Origin of the sequence: Pectobacterium atrosepticum (assembly GCA_019056595.1) — a bacterium.
GTDB classification, from domain to species: domain Bacteria; phylum Pseudomonadota; class Gammaproteobacteria; order Enterobacterales; family Enterobacteriaceae; genus Pectobacterium; species Pectobacterium atrosepticum.
In genome coordinates this window covers 3,224,415-3,248,117 of record CP036163.1, presented here as the reverse complement: position 1 = coordinate 3,248,117, position 23,703 = coordinate 3,224,415, and the positions used below count along the sequence as shown (strand labels likewise).

Annotated in this window: 19 protein-coding genes; 12 read left to right on the top strand and 7 right to left on the bottom strand. The window is 52.5% G+C overall.

The features are described 5' to 3' along the window. Positions 1-143 precede the first annotated feature (143 nt). From DCX48_15450 to DCX48_15435, 4 genes are all read left to right on the top strand, one after another. Positions 144-1,679, top strand: a complete 1,536-nt coding sequence (locus DCX48_15450; GenBank protein ID QXE15797.1) for a carbohydrate porin — start codon at positions 144-146, stop codon at positions 1,677-1,679. A gap of 79 nt (positions 1,680-1,758) precedes the next feature. Further along, positions 1,759-3,129, top strand: coding sequence for a PTS sucrose transporter subunit IIBC (locus DCX48_15445; GenBank protein QXE15796.1), 1,371 nt, complete (start codon positions 1,759-1,761; stop codon positions 3,127-3,129). Next, on the top strand, positions 3,129-4,538 hold the full coding sequence (locus tag DCX48_15440) for a sucrose-6-phosphate hydrolase (GenBank protein QXE15795.1): 1,410 nt from the start codon (positions 3,129-3,131) through the stop codon (positions 4,536-4,538). The genes DCX48_15445 and DCX48_15440 overlap by 1 nt, the downstream gene beginning before the upstream one ends. 30 nt (positions 4,539-4,568) lie before the next feature. After that, on the top strand, positions 4,569-5,588 hold the full coding sequence (locus DCX48_15435) for a LacI family DNA-binding transcriptional regulator (protein ID QXE15794.1): 1,020 nt from the start codon (positions 4,569-4,571) through the stop codon (positions 5,586-5,588). A 111-nt stretch (positions 5,589-5,699) separates the two neighbouring features. Here DCX48_15435 and exbD read toward each other — a convergent pair whose 3' ends face one another. Both exbD and exbB read right to left on the bottom strand, forming a co-directional pair. Then, the gene (gene exbD / locus DCX48_15430; GenBank protein QXE15793.1) at positions 5,700-6,125 is read right to left on the bottom strand and encodes a TonB system transport protein ExbD; all 426 of its coding nucleotides are present in this window, start codon (positions 6,123-6,125) and stop codon (positions 5,700-5,702) included. Between the two features lie 3 nt (positions 6,126-6,128). Continuing rightward, the gene (exbB, locus tag DCX48_15425) at positions 6,129-7,130 is read right to left on the bottom strand and encodes a biopolymer transporter ExbB (protein ID QXE15792.1); all 1,002 of its coding nucleotides are present in this window, start codon (positions 7,128-7,130) and stop codon (positions 6,129-6,131) included. Positions 7,131-7,804: 674 nt separating this feature from the next. On the opposite strand from exbB, the gene DCX48_15420 reads away from it, so the two are divergent. From DCX48_15420 to DCX48_15400, 5 genes are all read left to right on the top strand, one after another. Then, on the top strand, positions 7,805-8,782 hold the full coding sequence (locus DCX48_15420) for a TRAP transporter substrate-binding protein (protein QXE15791.1): 978 nt from the start codon (positions 7,805-7,807) through the stop codon (positions 8,780-8,782). Positions 8,783-8,987: 205 nt separating this feature from the next. Next, entirely contained in the window at positions 8,988-9,494 is a 507-nt protein-coding gene (locus tag DCX48_15415; protein QXE15790.1) for a TRAP transporter small permease, read from the top strand. A gap of 15 nt (positions 9,495-9,509) precedes the next feature. Continuing rightward, the gene (locus tag DCX48_15410) at positions 9,510-10,802 is read left to right on the top strand and encodes a TRAP transporter large permease (GenBank protein QXE15789.1); all 1,293 of its coding nucleotides are present in this window, start codon (positions 9,510-9,512) and stop codon (positions 10,800-10,802) included. Between the two features lie 335 nt (positions 10,803-11,137). Next, positions 11,138-12,328 (top strand): cystathionine beta-lyase, encoded by a 1,191-nt coding sequence (gene metC / locus DCX48_15405; GenBank protein QXE15788.1) that lies wholly within the window; start codon positions 11,138-11,140, stop codon positions 12,326-12,328. Between the two features lie 434 nt (positions 12,329-12,762). After that, on the top strand, positions 12,763-13,422 hold the full coding sequence (locus tag DCX48_15400) for a DedA family protein (GenBank protein QXE15787.1): 660 nt from the start codon (positions 12,763-12,765) through the stop codon (positions 13,420-13,422). Between the two features lie 29 nt (positions 13,423-13,451). Here the strand turns inward: DCX48_15400 and DCX48_15395 are convergent, their stop codons facing one another. Further along, positions 13,452-14,417 carry an AraC family transcriptional regulator gene (locus DCX48_15395; GenBank protein ID QXE15786.1) on the bottom strand — a complete coding sequence of 322 codons (966 nt, stop codon included), beginning with the start codon at positions 14,415-14,417 and terminating at the stop codon, positions 13,452-13,454. A gap of 251 nt (positions 14,418-14,668) precedes the next feature. Here DCX48_15395 and DCX48_15390 point away from each other — a divergent pair, with 251 nt between their 5' ends. From DCX48_15390 to dkgA, 3 genes are all read left to right on the top strand, one after another. After that, positions 14,669-15,409 carry an NADPH-dependent oxidoreductase gene (locus tag DCX48_15390; protein ID QXE15785.1) on the top strand — a complete coding sequence of 247 codons (741 nt, stop codon included), beginning with the start codon at positions 14,669-14,671 and terminating at the stop codon, positions 15,407-15,409. 3 nt (positions 15,410-15,412) lie between these two features. Continuing rightward, positions 15,413-16,576: an alcohol dehydrogenase gene (locus DCX48_15385; protein QXE15784.1), complete on the top strand. Its 1,164-nt coding sequence runs from the start codon at positions 15,413-15,415 to the stop codon at positions 16,574-16,576. Positions 16,577-16,847: 271 nt separating this feature from the next. Then, positions 16,848-17,675 carry a 2,5-didehydrogluconate reductase DkgA gene (gene dkgA / locus DCX48_15380; protein ID QXE15783.1) on the top strand — a complete coding sequence of 276 codons (828 nt, stop codon included), beginning with the start codon at positions 16,848-16,850 and terminating at the stop codon, positions 17,673-17,675. A gap of 42 nt (positions 17,676-17,717) precedes the next feature. Here the strand turns inward: dkgA and DCX48_15375 are convergent, their stop codons facing one another. The 4 genes from DCX48_15375 to parC all read right to left on the bottom strand — a co-directional run bounded on the left by DCX48_15375 (position 17,718) and on the right by parC (position 23,463). Beyond that, entirely contained in the window at positions 17,718-18,455 is a 738-nt protein-coding gene (locus tag DCX48_15375) for a GntR family transcriptional regulator (protein ID QXE15782.1), read from the bottom strand. Positions 18,456-18,817: 362 nt separating this feature from the next. Beyond that, positions 18,818-20,233: a cell division protein FtsP gene (gene ftsP, locus DCX48_15370; protein ID QXE15781.1), complete on the bottom strand. Its 1,416-nt coding sequence runs from the start codon at positions 20,231-20,233 to the stop codon at positions 18,818-18,820. 72 nt (positions 20,234-20,305) lie between these two features. Further along, the gene (locus DCX48_15365; GenBank protein ID QXE15780.1) at positions 20,306-21,043 is read right to left on the bottom strand and encodes a 1-acylglycerol-3-phosphate O-acyltransferase; all 738 of its coding nucleotides are present in this window, start codon (positions 21,041-21,043) and stop codon (positions 20,306-20,308) included. Between the two features lie 149 nt (positions 21,044-21,192). After that, positions 21,193-23,463 carry a DNA topoisomerase IV subunit A gene (gene parC / locus DCX48_15360; protein QXE15779.1) on the bottom strand — a complete coding sequence of 757 codons (2,271 nt, stop codon included), beginning with the start codon at positions 23,461-23,463 and terminating at the stop codon, positions 21,193-21,195. Between the last annotated feature and the right edge of the window lie 240 nt (positions 23,464-23,703).

Sequence of the window (23,703 nt, the reverse complement as noted above, 5' to 3'; positions counted from 1 at the left end):
CACAGTTACAGAATCGGGTGAGTGAAATTTCTTGCTAACCCTTCTGCTGGCTTTTATTTTCCTCAAGAAAAACCGGTTTAGCAATTTAGCTAAACATGAGAATTCCAAAAACAATAAATCTCCTTCACGACGAGAACGAAAAAATGAAACCAAGCCACCTTGCTGTGACGATAGGATTATTACTCTCCGCCCCGTTTTATGTTTCTGCTGCCAACACCGACAGTATCGAAGACCGCCTGAACGCAATGGAACAACGCTTGCAACAGGCTGAAGCCCGCGCTCAGGCCGCCGAAGCCAGAGCCAATGCTGCTGAAAAGCAAACCCAGCAGCTAGCAACCCGCACCACCCAAACCGAACAAAAAACCCAGCAGGTGGAGCAGCGCACAACGGCGCTGGCCAAACAGAAGTCATTCTCCGATGGATTCGAATTCCACGGCTACGCGCGTTCCGGCCTGTCGATCAATGATTCCGCCACCAGTGCCAAAACCGATATCGGGCCGGGCATGTCCCCTGCCGGTCAGACAGGCGGGCATATTGGTCGTTTGGGTAATGAAGACGACACCTACGTCGAGCTCAAACTAGAGCACAAACAGAAGCTGGATAACGGCGCAACCACCCGATTCAAGGTGATGATGGCGGACGGTCAGCGCAGCTATAACGACTGGACGGCGACCACCAGCGATCTGAACATCCGCGAAGCCTTCGTCGAGCTGGGCTCACTGCCGACTTTCACCGATGTCTTTAAGGACACTACGCTGTGGGCGGGTAAACGCTTCGATCGCGATAACTTCGATATCCACTGGCTGGATAGCGATGTCGTGTTCCTCGCCGGTACTGGCGGCGGGATCTATGACGTGAAATGGGCAGATAGCGCCAAGAGTAACTTCTCGCTGTATGGCCGCAGCCTCGGTGAAATCACCTCGCTGGATAACGACATCAAAAACTACGTCTTTACCGCCAACAACTACGTTGGGCCATTCCAGTTCATGCTGAGCGGATTAACCGCGAAGAACAATGATGTAAAAGAGAACACTGGCACAAGCCGCGATAACATCACCGTCACCAATACCAATGCGGGCGGCAAAGGCTATCACGCGATGGTGGCTTACCACGGCGACAGCTTCTACGGCTTACGCGACGGGACATCGAAAACTGCGATCCTCTACGGCCACGGGCTAGGCGGCGAAGTGAAGAGTATCGGTTCCGACGGTAACCTCACCAACGACGCCAACACATGGCGCTTTGCGACCTACGGCACAACAGCGCTGAACAAGACCTGGAGCTTCGCACCGTCCATTCTGGCGCAAACCAGCAAAGACCGTTACGTCAGCGGCGATAGCTACGAATGGGTGACCTTTAATGCGCGCCTGATTCAGGAAATCACCGAAAACTTTGCACTGGCCTATGAAGGCAGCTATCAATACATGGGCCTCGATCCGCGCGGTTATCGGAGCCTGAATCAGGTGAGCGGCGGCTTCTATAAACTGACCTTCGCGCCTACATTCAAGGTTGGCGATATCGGCAACTTCTTCAGCCGTCCTGAACTACGCGTGTTTGCCAGCTACATGGACTGGGATAAACGACTGGATAACTACTCCAACGATGATACGTTCGGCTCCACCGGCTTTAAAGCAGGCGGCGAATGGAACTTTGGCATCCAGATGGAAACCTGGTTCTGATCATTGGCTAGCCTTGGCGTCGATGACACGCTAATCGACGCCAAAGAAACTGCATATCCTATTGAAAAAGAGGAATAACATGGATATCAATGCTACTGCCGCCGCGCTAATCCCCCTTCTCGGTGGGAAAGAAAACATCGCCAGCGCGGCCCACTGTGCGACCCGTCTACGTCTGGTATTGAATGACGACAGCCTGGCCGACAAGAAAGCGATCGAGAACGTTGACGGCGTGAAAGGATGCTTCCAGAACGCCGGACAAATGCAGATTATTTTCGGCACCGGACTGGTTAACAAAGTGTATGCCGAGTTCATTAAAGCCGCAGGTATCAGCGAATCAAGCAAATCTGAAGCCGCCTCTATCGCGGCGAGAAAGCTGAATCCGCTGCAACGTCTGGCGCGTCTGCTATCGAACATCTTCGTCCCTATAATGCCAGCGATTATCGCTTCCGGCCTGTTGATGGGGCTGCTCGGCATGATCAAGACCTACGGCTGGGTAGATGCCAACAGCGCGATCTTTGTGATGCTGGATATGTTCAGCTCCGCTGCCTTTATTATCCTGCCTGTTCTGATCGGTTTTACCGCTGCACGGGAATTCGGCGGCAACCCCTATCTGGGTGCAACGCTGGGCGGCATTCTGACCCATCCTGCGCTGACCAACGCTTGGGGCGTGGCGGGGGGCTTCCAGACCATGCATTTCTTCGGCATGGACATTGCCATGATTGGCTATCAGGGTACCGTATTCCCAGTACTGCTGGCCGTCTGGTTCATGAGTCTTGTGGAAAAACGCCTGCGTAAAGTCGTACCGGACGCACTGGACATCATCGTTACGCCTTTCCTGACGGTCATCATCTCCGGCTTCGTCGCGATGCTGCTCATCGGCCCAGCAGGACGCGCGCTTGGCGATGGTATTTCTCTCGTCCTCAGCACGTTGATTGCTCATGCTGGCTGGTTCGCGGGTTTACTGTTCGGTGGCCTCTACTCCGTCATCGTGATCACCGGCGTTCACCACAGCTTCCATGCGATTGAAGCCGGACTACTCGGCAACCCGAATATCGGCGTCAACTTCCTGCTGCCAATTTGGGCAATGGCGAACGTGGCGCAGGGCGGCGCGTGTCTGGCGGTCTACTTTAAAACGCGTGACGCCAAAACCAGAGCGATTGCCGTTCCGGCGGGGCTTTCCTGTCTGCTGGGTATCACCGAAGCAGCGATCTTTGGTATCAACCTGCGTTTCATTAAGCCGTTCCTCGCAGCACTGGCGGGTGGTGCGCTCGGTGGCGCATGGGTCGTCTTCAATCACGTCAATATGACGGCGGTCGGGCTGACCGGTTTTCCGGGGCTAGCCATTGTGCAAGGTGGCTCGATGCTTAACTACCTGATTGGGATGTTGATTGCATTCGGTGCCGCCTTTGTCATTTCCTTATTGCTGAAATACAAAACGGATAGCGAATAATGAAGGAAGTCCACTTAGTAAAACGCATGGCGCACGCCCTGATGTCAGGTCACTCACGGAAACAGGAAGACCCATATCGCCCGGAATGGCATCTGTCACCGTGTGTGGGTCTGCTTAACGATCCGAACGGATTTATTCATCACAACGGGCGTTACCATCTGTTTTATCAGTGGAATCCTTTGGCCTGTGCCCACGGAGCAAAATTCTGGGGGCACTGGAGTTCCGCCGATCTGGTGAACTGGAAGCATGAACCCGTCGCGCTGGTGCCGAGCGAAAGCTATGAAAGCCACGGCTGCTACTCCGGTTCTGCCGTCGTAGATCACGGTGCGATCACGCTGATTTACACGGGTAACGTCAAATACGACGATGGCTCACGCACCGCGTTTCAGTGTCTCGCCCGCGAAAATCCTAACGGTGAATACGACAAGCTGGGAGCGGTTCTGACGCTCCCAGACGGCTACACTGGCCACGTTCGCGATCCGAAAGTGTGGCGTCATGGTGACCACTGGTACATGGTGCTCGGCGCACAGGATCTCGATCTTCAGGGGAAGGTCGTGCTCTATCGTTCTGCCGATCTGCTGGCGTGGGAAAAGATCGCCGAGATCGCCGGCTCTCGTTTGGGCGGGCTCGGTGATTTTGGTTATATGTGGGAGTGTCCAGACTTGTTCCCGCTGGATGGCGAAGACATACTGATTTGCTGCCCACAAGGCGTTCCCGCTGAAGATGAACGCTACCTGAATACCTTTCAGGCGGGCTATTTCATTGGCTCACTCGACTACGAAAACGGCGATTACTCGCATCAGGGTTTCCATGAACTGGATCTCGGCTTTGAGTTTTACGCCCCACAAACCACGCTGAGTGAAGACGGGCGACGCCTGCTGTTTGGCTGGATGTCGATTCCTGACGACAATGAATTTTTTGAACCGACGATCGAGCACGGCTGGATTCATACTATGACCTGCGCGCGTGAACTCACGCTGCATGACGATCGCGTTTATCAACGTCCTGCGCGCGAATTACAACAGTTGCGCAGACAGCATTACACCTGGCGTGGTGCAGCAGACTACGCGTCGCCGCTACCCATTAGTAGCGCAGAAGTGCTCATCACCGTTCAGGGGGAATTCCAGCTCAATCTTGCCTCCCAGCTTGTTCTCTGTTGGGACGGTGAACGCGTAACGATAAGCCGACGCAACCGACGCACAGGCGAACCTGAACATCGCTACTGGCGCGGCGACCTGCGTCAATTACAGATATTGTGCGATCGCTCCAGCGTTGAAATTTTTATCAACGATGGCGAGGCCGTGATGTCTGCACGAACTTTCCCGGAAAGCGAGGCGACCATGACGTTCAGCGGCTCTGGGCAATTAACGCTACAACACTGGCTGTTAGCGCCATGCGTGATAGAATAACTTTCCTTTTTTCTGATAGCAGACCTCGCGGTGAAACCGACTAAACGCATAACAATCAGTGACATCGCCGCGCTGGCCGGTGTATCAAAATCTACCGCCAGCCTGGTGCTGAACGGCCGCAGCAAAGAGTTCCGCGTTTCTGATGAAACGCGCGATCGCATTTTAGCCGTCGCACACGAGCAGCGTTATCAGCCCAGTATTCACGCACGTTCACTGCGTTCCTCACGCAGTAACACGCTGGGGCTGGTGGTGCCAGAAATGACCAACTACGGCTTTGCCGTGATTTCCCGCGAACTGGAGATGCGGTGCCGCGAAGCTGGGCTACAGTTGCTAATTGCCTGTACCGATGAAAATGCCAGTCAGGAGATGATGGCGGTCAACAGTCTGGTACAGCGCCAGGTCGATGGCCTGATTGTCGCTTCCAGCCTGCTGAGTGATATCGAGTATCAGAAAATTAATCAGCAGCTGCCCGTCGTGCAATTTGACCGGATTATTGGTGATTCCACACTGCCGATGGTCATTTCCGAAGCGGTAGAATCCACAGCAGAAATGGTCGAGCGTATCGCCCGCCAGCATCGTGATGAATTTTATTTCCTTGGCGGCCAGCCGCGAATTTCCCCGACTCGCCACCGTCTGGAAGGCTTTCAGCTTGGGTTGACGCGTGCCGGTATCGAGTGCCAGCCGGAGTGGATTCTTCATGGCAACTACCACCCCAGCGCAGGTTATGAAATGTTTGCTCAACTGTGTGCGACGCTGGGTCGCCCGCCAAAAGCACTGTTTGTTGCCGCCTGTGGCCTGATGGAAGGCGTGCTGCGTTATATGAACCAGCATAACCTGATGGAAAGCGGCATCCGTCTGTGCTGCTTTGACGATCACTATCTGTTTGATTGTTTACCGCTGAAGATCGATACCGTGGCGCAGGATTGTGAAAATCTGGCACGCAACAGCTTTGAAATGATTACGAGTTTGATTGCACAACAGCCGCTTGAAGAAGATCGGCGCTATATCCCGACGCGGATTCACTGGCGTCATCCTGACTCGCGGGCATGACTCGCGACATAGCCCAACACACTTCACCAGCAGGTAGAACGTAAAAAGGGAACGCGGTTAGCGTCGCTTCTTAGAGCATCGCACCACATTCCCTTTTGAATCGATCAGCCGTTACTTAGCGGCGGCAGATTCCGCGCCAACCAGACCCACCTTGAGGTAGCCCGCTTTACGCAGTGAATCCATCACGCTCATGATGGTTTCATAATCGACGCTTTTATCTGCCTGAAAGAAGATAGTCGTTTCTTTATTGGCACTGGTTTTCGCATCCAGTACCTGAGCCAGAGACTGATCGTTAATCGCCTCTTCCCCCAGGAACATTTGCTTGTCCGCTTTTACCGTCAGATAGAGCGGCTTTTCCGGCCGCGGCTGCGGTACTGCCGATGAAGCAGGCAGATCGACACGAATGTCCACCGTTGCCAGCGGCGCCGCCACCATAAAGATAATCAGCAGAACCAGCATGACGTCAATGAACGGCGTGACGTTAATGTCATGCATTTCACCGTCATCACCCACGTCCTCCTTCAAATGCATCGCCATGACTTAACCCACCCGCAGTTTATGCGCTGCTGAAGACGCCCGGTTATCGTTGCTGGCAGCCACATCGAGATCGCGACTTTGCAGCAGCAGCACTTGTGCAGCCACATCACCGACCGTAGCTTTGTAACCAGCAATCGAGCGTGCGAAGACGTTATAGATGACAACCGCAGGAATCGCGGCAACCAGACCAATCGCCGTCGCCAGCAGAGCTTCTGCAATCCCCGGTGCGACCACCGCCAGGTTAGTCGTTTGCGTCTGTGCGATACCGATGAAGCTGTTCATGATGCCCCATACCGTACCGAACAGCCCCACGAACGGTGCAACCGCGCCGACCGTTGCCAGATAGCCGTTACCACGCCCCATATGACGCCCGGTAGCCGCCACACGACGCTCCAGACGAAACGCGGTGCGTTCTTTAATCCCGTTGTTGTCATCCGAACGGGCGGAAAGATCCAGTTCGTTCTGTGCATCCGCCAACAATTGCTGCGCTACGCTGCCCGTTTTGAACGCATCCGCCGTTTCCAGCGCATCGTCGAGTGTTTTCGCCTGTTCCAACGCCAGATACTCACGGCGCAGGCGACGTTTCGCGCCAGACATTTCGACGCTTTTACTGAAGAAGATCGCCCAGGTAATCACGGAAGCCAGCAGCAAACCGATCATTACCGTTTTCACTACGGCATCAGCGTGCTGGTACATGCCCCAGACGGACAAGTCGGTTTTCATCAGGTTATTGGTGCCCGGTGCCGCACTGGCAGGAAGCGTGAGCGCTGACGTCGGTGCTTGTGCATCGGTCGTGACAGGTGCGGAAGGGGACGCAGCAGCAGGCTGCGCGGCATTCTGTGTCGATAACGGCGTCGTCGCCGGAGCCGCAAACGCATTTCCACTTAGTCCCGCCGTACACAGCAGGATAACCAGCACGCTACGGGAAAATGCGCTGAACGCGCCACGCTTTTTTTGCCAGGTTGATAACACCTGTTGAGTTGTATTACTGACAGCCGTCTTCACGCTGTGCCTCCACCATTCGTTCTGTACAATACCCGCACATACCCGCAGGTATGATGCAGCAATAACGCAGCCTGAAATGATACCAAACCCTGAACGAATTGATAGTCGTTCTCATTATTATTTACACCAGATAACACACTTTTTATTGCGTTCTGACAGGGTTTTTGGGGGTATTACCTGCACATCGACAGGAAAGGCATAAGAAAACTATAAAAAATAGCATTCAGGAATATATCTGGCAGGTGACAGCCGCAGGTGCTCATCTAAAACGCAGCCTTATATCGTGAGGTTTTTGTGATCGACATTAAGTTATCACACCATTTCATGATAGCTGGCGATAAGTTTAGTGAAATAAATAGAAACACAAGTACACAACAAGATAAACAAAAACACCAAGTTACGCATATTTAGATTAAGAGCGTAGGAATAAAATCCATATAAAACAGCATTTCATATTAGCTTTTTCTTTTGTGACACGAGTCATTCTACGAAGTTGTATAATAGGTTAGCTTAACCCACAGAGAATACCGACGCGCGCCACGATAATAGCTCACACAAAGGCGCCGTGCTCTCATCAGTAAACCCTCTATTCATTACTCTATTTTTCATGGGTTTACATTTTTAAATCACCATTTGATTATCGATAATGTCACCCTACCTCTGGAGATAACTCAATGAAGCTGTCGAAAACATTGATCGGCGTTTGTCTGGGCTCTACTGCATTACTAATGAGTCAAGCGATTCAGGCACAACAAATTAAAGCCTCTGATGTTCACCCTGAAGGTTACCCTAATGTCGTTGCCGTACAAAAAATGGGAGAGAAATTACAAGCTGCTACCAATGGCAGGCTGGAAATTAATACCTTCCCCGGTGGCGTATTAGGTGATGAAAAACAAATGATTGAACAGGCACAGCTCGGTGCTATTGATATTATCCGTGTATCAATGACGCCCGTTGCCGCTATTTTACCGGAAATAGAAGTCTTCACCCTGCCCTATATTTTCCGTGATGAAGATCATCTTCACAAAGTACTGGATGGGAAAATCGGTCAGGAAATTGGTGACAAAATTACCCATAGCAGTAAATCAAAATTGGTTTTCCTAGGCTGGATGGACGCGGGAACGCGTAATTTAATCACCAAGCAGCCCGTGGCGAAACCTGAAGACCTCAAAGGCATGAAAATTCGCGTTCAAACCAGCCAAGTTGCTCTCGCAACGTTGAAAGCCATGGGTGCTAACGCCATCGCCATGGGCACAAGCGAAGTCTTCAGCGGCATGCAAACCGGCGTCATTGACGGCACCGAGAATAATCCGCCAACCTATGTTGCGCATAACTACATGCCTGTTGCCAAGAATTTCACCTGGAGCCGCCACTTCATTATTCCTGAGCTGTTCCTATACTCCAAAGCCAAGTGGGATAAGCTTTCCAAAGAAGATCAGGATCTTATCCTGAAGCTGGCGAAAGAAGCGCAGCAAGAACAGCGCGTACTGTGGAATGAATATAATCAGCAATCACTGGATAAAATGAAGGCTGGTGGCGTTCAATTCCATGAAATTGATACCGAGTATTATTTCAAAGCTACGCAGCCCGTGCGCGACCAGTTTGGTGCCAAATATCAGGAGCTGATTAAAGCCGTCGCCGACGTCCAATAATTCAGACCGCATTCCAGCGGATAAATAGCAGAACGTTGACGAGCATAGTTACGTAATGAAAACGGTGATAATGGAAAACTAATCCATTATCACCGCACTACGACTTTGTCAGCGATCTCAGTTATCTATTATCCGCCACCCTAATGGCCTGATATAAACAATTATCCTTCGCTTATCACTCAACTGAGTGAATATAGGTGACACAATGGCACAGTCTTATCACTTAAGTATGGATGTACTCTATCGTATTGCCATGTGGGTTTCTGGTCTGGCGTTATTAATTATGACGCTAATAATCCCTATCGGCATATTCGCACGCTATGCTTTAAATTCCGCATTATCCTGGCCGGAACCCATTTCGATTATTTGTATGGTGACGTTCACTTTTGTAGGCGCAGCGGTCAGTTACCGTGCCAACTCACATATTGCCGTCAGCATGTTGACCGACAGATTGCCAGAATCCGGTAAGAAGATTTGCGTTCATTTGTCGAATCTCCTGATGCTCTTAATCAGCCTGTTTATTCTCTATTACAGCACAGTGCTCTGCATGGAATTATGGGAACAACCTGTCGCAGAATTCCCATTATTAACCGCGGGTGAAAGTTATTTACCGCTGCCTATCGGCTCGTTAATCACCGTGCTCTTTATCATCGAAAAAATGTTTTTCGGCCCGCAGGATCAACGCCCTGTGGTCATGCTTGGCAGTTCTTAATTCGGAGCCAATACCATGGATGCATTTATTCTTGTTGCCACGCTGGCAGTGCTGTTGGCGGTCGGCGTTCCCGTCGCCTATGCGGTAGGGTTGAGCGCGATTGTTGGCGCCTTCTGGATCGATTTACCGCTTGAAGCGGTTATGATTCAGATTACTAATGGCGTGAACAAATTTTCGCTGCTGGCGATTCCCTTCTTTATTCTGGCTGGGGCCATTATGGCCGAAGGCGGCATCGCTCGTCGTCTGGTCAGCTTCGCGTACATCTTTGTCGGCTTTATTCGCGGCGGCTTATCGCTGGTTAACATCGTTGCATCGACATTTTTCGGCGCGATATCCGGCTCTTCCGTCGCAGACACGGCCTCAATCGGTTCGGTGATGATCCCGGAAATGGAGAAGAAAGGTTACCCACGCGACTTCTCCGCCGCCGTCACCGCCAGCGGTTCCGTGCAGGCCATTCTGACACCGCCGAGCCACAACTCCGTGATCTACTCGCTGGCAACCGGCGGCACGGTTTCCATTGCCTCACTGTTTATCGCAGGGATCCTGCCCGGTTTACTGCTCAGCCTGACCCTGATGGTGATGTGTGTCGGTTTTGCACATCGGCGCGGTTACCCGAAAGGCGAACGTGTACCGTTCCGTCAGGCGCTAAAAATCTTTGTCGATACACTGTGGGGGCTGATGACCGTCGTCATCATCATGGGGGGGATTCTGTCCGGTATTTTTACCGCGACCGAGTCTGCGGCCATCGCCTGCCTGTGGTCCTTCTTCGTGACCATGTTTATCTATAAAGATTATAAATGGTCAGAACTGCCCAAGCTGATGTACCGCACGGTAAAAACCGTCACGATCGTAATGATCCTGATCGGCTTCGCCGCCGCGTTCGGTGCCATCATGACCTACATGCAGTTGCCGAGCCGCATTACCGAATTCTTCACCTCCATTTCGGATAACAAGTACGTCATCCTGATGTGGATTAACATCATGCTGCTGCTGGTCGGTACGCTGATGGACATGGCACCGCTGATCCTGATTCTGACCCCCGTTCTGCTGCCTGTCGCCCTCTCACTTGGCATCGATCCGGTCCATTTCGGCATGATAATGCTGGTGAACCTCGGGATAGGTTTGATTACGCCACCAGTAGGGTCGGTACTTTTCGTCGCCAGTGCGGTGAGTAAGCAGAAGATAGAACAAGTGGTTAAAGCAATGCTGCCCTTCTACTGCGGGCTGTTCTTCGTGCTGATGCTAGTCACCTATATTCCGGCCATCTCGCTCTGGCTGCCTAAATTCTTTGGCGTCCATACGGGTTAACACACTCCAATTGCGCCATGTTATTCGCAGCAATGCAGAAAAACATGGCGCTTTTCTTACGTTTTCCTACCTGAAATATTTTCACCTACTTCCAATCTTATCCCATCAAAATCGGCGAAAAGCCCCTTTCGCTGCGGGAATACCAGTGATGTCGAGCATTTTTTACGTCATGACAAAACCCGCCCACACGCCGCTCCAGCCGTGATAACGTAGACCTCATAAATCGAATCCTAATAAATCCAATTATGCCCCCGCGACTCCTCTCCGTTCACTGTCGGGAATAGTCGGCGTATTGAGTCATTCGGCAGGACTGAACAGAAAAGGTGATAGTGGTTATGACAAGCAAAAAAACGGCAACAGCGTTAGTCGCCGCAGGACGCAGCAAGAAATTCACCCACGGCTCCGTCAACCCCGTAATTCAGCGTGCGTCCTCTCTGGTATTTGATACGGTTCAGGACAAGAAGCACGCCACTATTAACCGGGCCAAGGGTGCGCTGTTCTACGGGCGCCGTGGCACATTGACCCATTTCTCGTTTCAGGAAGCGATGGTGGAACTGGAAGGCGGCGTGGGTTGCGCGCTGTACCCTTGTGGTGCGGCTGCCATTTCTAACGCGATCCTCTCTTTCGTCGCGGCAGGCGATCATATTCTGGTAACGGAATCAGCCTACGAGCCCACGCAGGATTTCTGCACGAAAGTACTCAACAAACTGAACGTCAGCACCACCTATTTCGATCCGCTCATCGGTGCTGACATTGCCGAACTGATCCAGCCCAATACCAAAGTCGTCTTTCTTGAATCGCCGGGCTCTATCACCATGGAAGTACACGATGTGCCAGCTATCGTCCAAGCTGTGCGCCTTATCAATCCTGAGATCGTTATCATGATTGATAATACCTGGGCGGCGGGCATTTTATTCAAGGCGTTCGACTTCGATATTGATATCTCGATTCAGGCCGGTACGAAATATATCGTCGGCCATTCCGATGCCATGATCGGCACAGCGGTCGCTAACGAACGCTGCTGGGTACAGCTACGTGAACACTCTTACCTGATGGGGCAAATGGTGGATGCCGATACCGCCTATGTCGCCAGCCGCGGTCTGCGCACACTGGGCGTCAGACTCAAACAGCACCAGGAAAGTAGTATCCGCATTGCAAAATGGCTGGCAGAGCGGCCAGAAGTCGCGGTCGTTAATCACCCCGCATTGCCGGGATGTAAAGGGCATGAATTCTACGAGCGTGATTTTAACGGCTGCAACGGGTTGTTCTCATTCGTCCTGAAAGAGAAATTAAGCAAAGAAACGTTGGCGCACTATCTGGACCATTTTGAGCATTTCAGCATGGCGTATTCATGGGGTGGTTTTGAGTCTCTGATTCTGGCGAATCAGCCAGAAGAACTGGCGGCCCTTCGTCCTGTGAGCGGCGTGGATTTTACCGGTACACTTATTCGGTTACATATTGGACTTGAAGACAGTGACGATCTGATCGACGATCTGGTCGCGGGTTTCGGCAGACTCGGCGCGTAGTAAGCAAGCTCTGCCAAACAACCAGGCAACAAAATACAGAAAGTGTGACGGCCATAAAATCGCCGCGTCTTGATTTCCCCTGCGACGCGGTGGGTAATGCGTTATGATAATAATGAGTCAACGCTTACTAAAAAACCGCGTTACCTTAACCAAAAATTAAGCATTAAGCTCTATCGTATTCTCACAATGCGGTAAGGCGTTTTGCCCCATATACCCTAAATAATTCGAGTTGCAGGAAGGCGGCGACGTAGTGAATTCCCAGGAGCTTACTCAAGTAAGTGACTGGGGTGAACAAAGGAAGCCAACGCACATGCAGCTTGAAGTATGACGGGTAGACTGATTTTAGGGCTTGATAGGCAGTAGATTTCAGGTAACCCAGCATTCCACCGCCGCTGCCTGAGAGATAGTGAATATCGTCACTGGCGGGAAGTAATATGAGTATGGTTCACGACATTATTCAGGCGCTCTGGCAGCAGGATTTTAGTGCACTGGCCGATCCCCACGTCATTTGGGTGATTTACGGCATTCTGTTCACGACGCTGTTTCTGGAGAACGGCCTGCTACCAGCCTCTTTTCTGCCCGGCGATAGCCTGCTGCTGCTCACCGGTGCCATGATTGCCAAAGGCGTGATGAGCTTTTTCCCCACGATGATTCTGCTCACCATTGCCGCCAGCCTCGGCTGTTGGCTCAGCTACCTTCAAGGACGCTGGCTAAGTGATACCCGTCTGGTAAAAGGCTGGCTGTTGCAGCTTCCTGCACATTACCACCAGCGCGCCTATCACCTGTTCCACCGTCACGGCATGACGGCGCTTTTGGTTGGCCGCTTTTTAGCTTTCATCCGCACACTACTACCAACGATGGCGGGGATTTCAGGGCTAAACAATACACGCTTTCAGATTTTCAACTGGCTCAGCGGGCTGCTGTGGGTCGGGGGGATTGTCACGCTCGGCTATGCGCTCAGCCACATCCCGCTGGTCAAACGCTATGAAGATCAGGTGATGACCGCGCTGATCCTATTACCAGTTATTTTACTGGTCAGCGGCCTTATTGGTATGGCCGTCATTGTATGGCGTAAAAAACGGACGGTCGCCTAATCCGGCAACCGTGCGATTTATTGCCGTATTCAGCCTTCTTCAACCGCCATATTAGTGGCCTTTAATCTTGTCACTTCGTCACCCGGCGTCGCACCGAAATAACGTTTAAATTCCCGACTAAACTGCGACGCACTCTCATATCCGACTCGAGCCGCTGCAACGCCGGCTCTCAGGCCATCGTTGATCATCATCACTCGCGCTTTATGCAGGCGGTAGGATTTCAGATACTGCAACGGCGAGGTGTTGGTGACCGCCTTGAAGTTATGATGAAACGCGGAGACGCTCATGTTCACCTCGGCTGCCAGCTGTTCCACATTCAGGCTATCGGCGTAGTGATTTTCGATGCGACGCAGCGCTTTGGCGATTTGGCTGAAGTGCGTGTGCCGGTTCACCAGCGCCTGTAATGCTACACCGCGTTCGCCACAGAGTATGTGATAGATAATCTCGCGTACAATCGTCGGGCCCAGTACGCGGGCATCGCGCGGGTTATTCATCGCATCCAGCAACCGCTCAACGGCGCACAGAATCTCATCGGTCAGCGGCGCACTGTTGACCCCGCAAGTCCCGGAACAAGGACGGATCGCGCTGTCATCATCACCGATGTCGATCAGTAAATCCTGAAGCATTTGGACGTCGATGCTGATCGACATCCCTACCAAAGGGTTCTCAACGCTGGCTATCGTTTCACATTCGAACGGCAGTGGAACGGTCATCAACAGATAATTTTCCGGGTCGTACTGGAACGTTTTTCCGCCCAGATAGCCAATTTTTTTGCCCTGAAGAATGATGACGATCGTTGGCTCATACATCACTGGCACACGCGGATGATGCTGTTCCGTATACAGAATTCTGACCTGAGGCACGAGCGAAGGCGTGACCCAGCTTTTGGTTGAGCAGCGTATTGCCTGCTGCACGATGCGCTGCCGCACGGCCTGTTGCTGAACAAGCCGCTCGCATTGGTTTTCCGTCAACATGCCTTGATCTTCCGTCAACATGTCTTGGTCTCCATCAACATGCCTTGGTCTCCATAAATATAGTGTTATCTCGCTACGGGTTCTCTTTTGCTGCCTGAAGCTTCTCTCCTGATAGGAGAAACAAAATGACATACCCATGAACTTTTATCACCCTTTTCTCCTATGTTTTGTAGAAATAGGCAATAACCAAACAGAAATGTGCATTGAACGTATTCCGTTGGTTGATGACAATACTGAGCATACATTCGTCCCCTCATCACCTGGGCAAAGACATGAATAAAACGATTGAACTGTTTACGTCACATCGCAGCGAACGTAGCTATCTTGATAAACCCATTCCCGATGACGTACTGGACGCCATTATTCAATCCGCACATTTAGCACCGACGTCCGTGAACTCTCAACAGGTCTCGCTCATCGTCACCCGCGACCCAGAACGCAAGGCACGCATTGCCGAACTGGCTGGTGGACAACCGTGGATTGCCAAAGCACCGGTGTTCATCACTGTGGTGCTGGACATGCATAAAACGCAGCTCGGGATTACCATGAGCGGCAAACAGCAGCACGCGCATGAAAGTGTCGAAAGCCTGATCGCTGGCACAACGGATGTCGGCATCGCGCTCGGCACGCTGATGGCTGCCGCACGCTCATTTGGGCTGGGTATCGTCCCTATCGGCGGCATCCGTCGCGAACCGCAGGCGCTGATCGACTTTCTGCAACTCCCTGAACTGACGTTCCCCGTCGCGGGCGTCGCTATCGGCTACGTCGATACCCCAGCGCATCAGAAACCGCGCCTGCCGCTGAATTCATTCCGCCATGATGAAACCTATCATCAGGACGTTCTGCCTGCAGCGATTGAGCAATATAACCACACGCTGGTGACACACTGGCAGCAAACCGGCCGCGCAGACGGCGACAACTGGGGTGATAACACCGCCAGCTATTACCAACACATCTACTTCCCGAAAGTCTTGCCCGCGATCCTTCAACAGGGCTTTAAACTGGACAAATAACCTATGCTAAATTTTACACTCCATACCCCGACCAAGATCCTGTTTGGCGAAGGCCAGATTGCTGAATTAGGCAAAGAAATTCCTGCCGATGCCCGTATCCTCATCACTTACGGCGGCGGCAGCGTGAAGCACAATGGCGTGCTGGATCAGGTCTATCGCGCGCTGGAAGGCCGCAACGTACGCGAATTTTCCGGCATTGAACCGAACCCGACGTATGAAACGCTGATGAAAGCCGTTGAGGTCGTCCGTGCAGAGAAGATTGACTTCCTGCTGGCGGTTGGCGGGGGCTCTGTCGTCGACGGCACGAAATTTATCGCCGCTGCGGCGGATTATCAGGCCGCACAGGACCCGTGGCACATTCTGCAAACCGGCGGAGCGGAAATCGATCGCGGCGTCGCACTGGCAGCGGTACTCACCCTGCCAGCAACCGGTTCAGAATCCAACAATGGCGCGGTCATCACCCGTAAATCAACCAACGATAAGCTCGCCTTCCGTTCACCACACACACAGCCGCTTTTCGCCGTGCTCGATCCAGTCGTGACTTACACTCTGCCCGCTCGCCAGATCGCGAACGGCGTGGTCGATGCCTTCGTTCACACGGTTGAGCAGTACCTAACGTATTCCGTCGATGCCAAAGTACAGGATCGTTTTGCGGAAGGTTTGCTGCTGACGCTGGTTGAAGAAGGCCCGCGTGCACTGGCTGAACCGGAAAACTACAAGGTCAGAGCCAATGTAATGTGGAGCGCCACCATGGCGTTGAACGGCCTGATTGGTGCAGGTGTGCCGCAGGATTGGTCAACCCACATGCTGGGGCACGAATTAACGGCGCTGCACGGCCTCGACCATGCCCAAACGCTGGCTATCGTTCTGCCGGCCATGCTGGCGGCAAGAAAAAGCCAGAAACGTGACAAGCTGCTGCAATACGCCGAGCGCGTCTGGAACCTGCGCGACGGTAGCGAAGACCAACGTATCGACGGCGCGATTGCCGCCACGCGTGACTTCTTCGAAAAAATGGGCGTGCCGACCCGCCTGTCTGACTATCAGTTGGATGGCAGTTCCATTCCGACACTGGTCGCCAAACTCAGCGAGCACGGCCTGACCGCATTAGGCGAGCACCGCGACATTACGTTGGAAGAAAGCCAGAAGATTTATGAAGCAGCGCGTTAAATCGCTTTACCCTTAATCATTCGAGTTACAGGAGAAAACACTATCGTTTAAACCACACCTATACCCTCAATGCTGTGTCTGTTAAGGGGAGCCGATCGGCTCCCTTTATCATCAGGTAACGTATAGCAGACGAATTTTTCTACTAAACTGAAATCATATGCCTGTTCCTGCGAGGGATCACGTTCCTCTATGTCCGTGATATGAACAGGTCGCCCATCCAGTTAAGCCTATGATACGTTTATGGATTAACGGATATAAAAAGGAGAATGAGATGACGCAACCGAAAGTTAAGCTGGCGGACGGTAATATCATGCCCCAGTTGGGCCTTGGGGTCTGGCGAGCAAGCAGTGAGGATACGGTGATCGCCGTGACTGAAGCATTGTCCATTGGTTATCGGGCGATCGATACCGCCGCGATTTATAAGAACGAGGAAGCGGTCGGTCAGGCGCTGAGTTCCGCGAACCTGCCGCGTGAAGAAGTGTTCATCACCACCAAGCTCTGGAATGGCGATCACACCGATCCCCAGAAAGCACTGGAAGAGAGCCTGCGAAAACTTCAGTTAGATCACGTCGATCTCTACTTGATTCACTGGCCATTGCCGCAACAGAATACCTTCGTCGATGCCTGGCGCGGGCTCATCAAACTTCAGGAACAAGGTCTGGCGAAAAGCATCGGCGTCAGTAATTTCCATATTCACCATTTACAGCAGTTAAAAGAAGAAACGGGCGTATTGCCAGTCATCGATCAGGTCGAACTGCACCCGCTTCTCCAGCAAAAGCAGCTCCATGCCTGGAATGCCACACACCATATCCAGACTGAATCCTGGAGCCCGCTGGCGCAGGGTGGCGAAGGAGTCTTTGATCACCCTATTATCCGTAAACTGGCGATGAAATACGGGAAAACACCGGCACAGATTGTCATCCGCTGGCATCTGGACTGTGGGCTGGTGGTGATTCCTAAATCGGTGACGCCTGCGCGTATCAAGGAAAACTTCGAGGTGTTTGATTTCCGTCTTGATAAAGACGAGCTGGGTGACATTGCCAAGCTGGATTGCGGGAAACGCCTGGGATCGGACCCTGACGAACCGAGAAACGACTAATCCACCATCGATGCCAGCATTCCCCATGCTGGCATTTTTCCTCTAATCGGCAAACTGAATCTCATACACATCGCTACGGCAGTGCGCTTCGCTGTATTCCAGCAGTTCACCCTGTTCGTTATAAACATGCAGTTGGCAATACAGCGCAGGGGCTTCCGCCGCAATACCAAGAAGCGTAGCGATTTCTGCCGCACAGGCAATCGCTTTGAAACGATAGCGTTTTTTGTCCGGTATGACCCCACCCGTTATCCAATATTGATAGAGCGACTGTTCGAGTGTTTCTGGGTCGGGTAAGAATTTTTGCGGAATCCAAGTCGTTTCCAGTGAGACAGGTTCGCCATTGCTTAGCCGAACACGCCGCAGATAGGTGACAGCTTCGCCTTCTGGCAAAGACATTTTTTCCGCGATGCTAGCAGGCGGAACCTGTATTGATCTCTCTAACCAGAGGCTGCCAGCGATGCCGCCTTGTTTCAGCACGAGCGCGGTGAACCCTTCATCCTCAGCACTCAAGGCATAATTAAGTCGCTGGGTAACGCGGGTTCCCACACCTTGCTGGCGAACAACCAGTCCTTTTTCTTCCAGCAGCGACAGGGAGCGGGAAACCGTCACGCGCGACAATCCCAACTGTTGCGCAATCAATCTTTCAGCAGGTAAGAACTGCCCTGATAGCGTCTTACGGCGGCCGATTTCTGATTCAAGCAACGACGCGAGCTGCATATAGCGAGGCGCCGACGACGCCCCAGCCAGCTGATCCCTGACCCAAAGCAGTAATTCCCGCATAGTGCAGCCTTTTTTAGTGACGCAGCCAGTCGCTGCGTACAGGTTAAAACAGAAGTGAACCTGATTTCATGGCGAAACGAAACGTTCTGACTCCGAAATTGTTGTAATAAAAAATGATTTTTAGCACTCATCAGCCACAGAACAGCACGTACGCCAAACGATACTTCACCCATAATTCATAGTAACATCAATATATAAGGTATCGTCCGCACGGCCCCGTATCTTTAATTTTGGTTTGTCTGAATAGAGGTAGATCACATTAAGAAGCAAGTGGGCATCGGAAACATCGCTGTCAGACGAGGTTGCCGTAACATGGGTCACGGCAGAGGGATACGGTGGAAGGAGACTGGCGGGCTATAGGTTTACATCGCAGACTGTACGATTAGCTGCCCTGTCGAGCCGCGATCGGCCAGTTCTAGCGTCTGGCTGTAATACAGGAAGGGAAACGCCATTGAGGAAGGCTGCATGAAATAAACCAGCAGTTCGACATCGTTATCCACCCATACCGTATCTTTCCAACCGCTGTCTTCCACCGCCGGTGGGCGACCATTCGCGCTGCGCACCAAGAATTTGACGCCTTGAATGTGGAAAGCCTGCGGCGTATCGGCGTGGATAATCCAGCGTTCACAGCGGCCAAGCTGGGTTTGTACATCAGCACGCGTCATGTCCCACATCGCGCCGTTGATGCCGGGCAAACTATCACCCAGACGGAATTCTCGCGTGCGGCTGATGCTACCTTCAATGATGTTATCGGCTAGCAAACGCATCGGCAGGTTGTCCGTTACCAATGGCAACAGCCCCGTCGGTTTAAGCGTCAGTATCTGGGTGGAAATCAGGATGCTGGAAGGCTCAAACAGCCCGCGCAGGCGATCCATAATCCCAGCGGACTCACCTGCCGTCAGCGTGACTTCCTCGCCTTGCGACATGTCGATCAGAATTTCACGTCGTTCGCCGGGCGCGAGAGAAAGCTGGCTCACTGCCATCGGTGCAGGTAGCAACCCTTGATCGCTGGCGATCACATGCATCGCTCGACCATCGCTTAATCGCATGAGGTAACGACGAGAGTTAGATGCATTCAGCAATCTCAGTCGAACCCAACCACGAGAAACCTCAACAAAGGGGCTTTGGACACCGTTAACTAACAACGAGTCCCCCACGAATCCACCGCTAGAAGACGGGTTATAGAGAGGGACACCAAAGTTATCCAGTCGTTTATCCTGAATAATCAATGGGAAATCATCAACACCGTAGTGATTGGGAAGCGGAAGGGATTTACTAACGCGGTCTTCCACCAGCCATAGCCCAGCCAACCCGTTATAGATATGGGGAGCCATGCGGTTCGGCGTATTCGCATGATACCAGCAGGTCGCCGACGGCTGACGAATAGGCAACACCGGTGACCAATCACCGCCTGGAGAAATAATGCGGGCGGCCCCCCCCATCAGCGGCCCAGGTACCTGCAACCCACCAATCGTCATCGCAATAGGCTCGTTCAGGCGGTTGCTGTAAATCAGCTTAACGTCATCGCCGTCATATACCCGCACCGTCGGCCCTAAATAACGGCCGTTGATTCCCCAAATGGATGTCTTACGATCACCGGAGAATGCCCAATGGGTACGCTGCATCGTCAGAAAAAGAGGCTGGCCTCGGCGCGACTCCAGTAATGGCGGTATCGGCAATGCGATGGGATTCCCACTGGCTTTCACCGCCAGTGGCGTCATACCCGCACATAACGCAAGGCCCGATGCCTGAATAAACTGACGTCGGCTGAGTGACATAATGACTCCGTAAATCTGTTAACCGTAAGCAAAGTTTAACTAAGAAATAATCCAAGAATCGATGGGGTAAGTTTATTTTTTGCCTGCCGCTTCGCGCGCCGCAACTTCCGCATCCAACTCCGCAATCTTGGCCGCCATCACATCATGGCAATGTGTAGCCAGTTCTCGGACCTGATCTTTGGTATATGCTCGGGTATCAATCGGTGGCAGCATTTCTACGATAACGAGGCCGTTATTCCAGCGGTTTAATTTCACCTTATTGCTGGTGGTAGAAACACAAATCGGCACAATCGGCACGTCTGCGCTAATCGCAGCATGGAAAGCGCCGGTTTTGAATGGCATCAGGCCGCGCCCACGGCTGCGAGTGCCTTCAGGGAACATCCAGATAGACGTATTACGCTCTTTAATATGCTTCACTACCTGAGCGATGGTGCCATGCGCTTTGGCACGATTTTCACGGTCAATCAGCAAGTTACCCGTCAACCAGTAGAGTGGCCCAAAGAACGGGATCCACAGCAGGCTTTTTTTACCCACGGTAACGGTACGTGGCTGAACCGCGCTGGATACCGTGACCATATCGTAATTATTCTGATGATTCGCGATATAGATGCAGTTGCCATAATGCGCCGCTTCTTCCGGTATCCGCATTTCTACTTTCAGGCCAAACACCACGGACAAGCGACCAAAAAGACGGCCGAAGGTCGCTACATGACGGGGATTTCGAGGGCTAAACAGGCAGTAAAATAAGCCAAAAATACAGATCAAAATCGAAAATATAACAACAACAAAAAAACGCAAAATGGATAACATAGCAACCTCATTAGCCGACAGCCGCCGCTAGTATAGCGATTTCGCGCTAAAACACACGGTGATTCAATTTGCTGCGGATGGCAACCGGAAACCAAAGAAAGGCGGTAAACACCGCCTTTCTCAACATGCACAATGACAATATGGAGGAGTTATTCTTCGCTGCTGCCAGTATCAATCTGCTGCGGCGCATCCACCTCAATCCGATCGATGCGTTGCAGCCCACGCAGTAACGTACCTTTCCGTCCGCGCTCGCCCTGATACTTCTGAAGCTCGTTCGGACGCAGCACCAGCTTACGCTTACCGAAATACAGCGTGACGGAAGCCTGTGGTGGCAGCAGATACAGCCAGGTCAGACGATCTTTGCCTTCCGCAAAATCGGCCGAAGAGATGGACACAATCTTATTGCCCTTGCCTTTCGACAGCTGTGGCAGATCGGAGACAGGGAACAGCAGCATTCTGCCTGCGGCGGTGATCGCCATCAGCAGGTTATCTTGGCCTTTAATCTCGATAGGAGTCAGCGCCTTCGCGTTATCCGGTAGCGTAATAATCGCTTTACCTGCGCGGTTACGCGCCACCAGATCGTTGAAGGTACAAACAAATCCATAGCCCGCATCCGATGCCATCAGCAATGGCTGATCGTCTGCGGCCATCAGCACCTGTTCAATCGTCGCACCCGGAGGCGGCGTGAGTTTGCCTGTCAGTGGCTCGCCCTGACCGCGCGCAGAAGGCATGGTGATCGGATCCAGCGCATAACTGCGGCCGGTGGAGTCAATAAACACCACGGGCTGATTGCTCTTGCCTTTAGCCGCGGCGCGGAAGCTATCGCCCGCTTTATAGCTCAGCCCGGTAGGATCGATGTCATGCCCTTTGGCGCTGCGTACCCAGCCCATTTCCGACAACACAATGGTAACGGGTTCAGACGGCACAAAGTCATGCTCGCTCATCGCTTTTGATTCACTGCGCTCATGCAGCGGCGAACGACGATCGTCACCATAGGTCTGCGCATCCGACTGAATCTCTTTCTTAATCAGATTGCTTAGCTTACGATCCGACGCCAGTAGCGCTTGAAGCTGATCGCGCTCTTTTGCCAGATCGCCCTGCTCACCGCGGATTTTCACTTCTTCCAGCTTGGCCAAGTGGCGTAATTTCAGCTCCAGGATCGCTTCAGCCTGTGTTTCACTCAGGCTGAACTGGCGCATCAGAACGGGCTTCGGCTCATCTTCCGTGCGGATGATATGAATCACTTCATCAATGTTCAGGAACGCAATCAGCAAACCTTCGAGGATATGCAGGCGTTTGAGCACTTTTTCCAGACGGTAGTTCAGTCGGCGGCACACGGTGTCGCGACGGAATACCAGCCACTCGCTCAGGATCTCGACCAGCCCTTTCACGCTTGGGCGACCATCCAGACCGATCATGTTCATGTTAACGCGGTAGCTCTTTTCCAGATCGGTAGTGGCGAACAGATGATTCATCACCTGATCCATATCGATACGGTTCGTGCGCGGCACCAGCACCAGACGGGTTGGATTTTCGTGATCGGATTCATCACGCAGATCTTCCACCATCGGCAGCTTCTTCGCACGCATCTGGCTGGCAATTTGCTCCAGCACTTTGGCACCAGAAACCTGATGTGGCAGCGCGGTAATCACCACATCACCGTCTTCTTTCTTCCAAACCGCGCGCATGCGTACCGAGCCACGGCCGTTCTGGTAAAGTTTGCGCACTTCATCGCGCGGCGTGATGATTTCAGCTTCCGTCGGGAAATCCGGCCCCTGCACATGCTGTAACAAATCGTCCAACGAGGCATTTGGATTTTCCAGCAGCATGACTGTTGCCGCAGCGACTTCACGCACATTGTGTGGCGGAATATCCGTTGCCATGCCGACGGCGATCCCAGTGGTACCGTTCATCAGAATATTAGGCAGACGCGCAGGCAGCATCTTCGGCTCTTGCATCGTGCCATCAAAATTCGGGGTGTAATCGACCGTGCCCTGCCCTAATTCTGACAGCAGCACTTCCGCGTATTTGGACAACCGCGATTCGGTATAACGCATGGCAGCGAACGATTTCGGATCGTCCGGCGCCCCCCAGTTCCCCTGACCATCCACCAGCGGGTAGCGGTAAGAGAACGGCTGCGCCATCAGCACCATCGCTTCATAGCAGGCGCTGTCACCGTGTGGATGGTATTTACCCAGCACGTCACCCACGGTGCGGGCGGATTTTTTAAATTTGGCGCTGGAATTCAGTCCCAGCTCGGACATCGCATACACAATGCGACGCTGCACAGGTTTCAGACCATCGCCAATGAACGGCAATGCCCTGTCCATGATGACGTACATGGAATAATTCAGGTATGCATTTTCGGTAAACGTGCGCAGCGCAAGGCTTTCTGCGCCGTCATGAGTCATCTCACTCATTTATCTCACTTTCCTCACATCGCGGCGCGATTGTTACGCTTTCCGACACGCCATAGCGGCGGTATGTTTGGCGGGAATAGTACCTTATCTGATGAGGCGATGTCACAGGGAACAACGTCGCGGCCCCACAGGTGATTGCTGGTGTGAATCCGACGGTTCCCAGAGAAGGTGGCTAGCGGTAGAAGTTGACGCTCGGGTGATAGACGGTAATCGTTTCACCCCACACGGAAACCGACGATC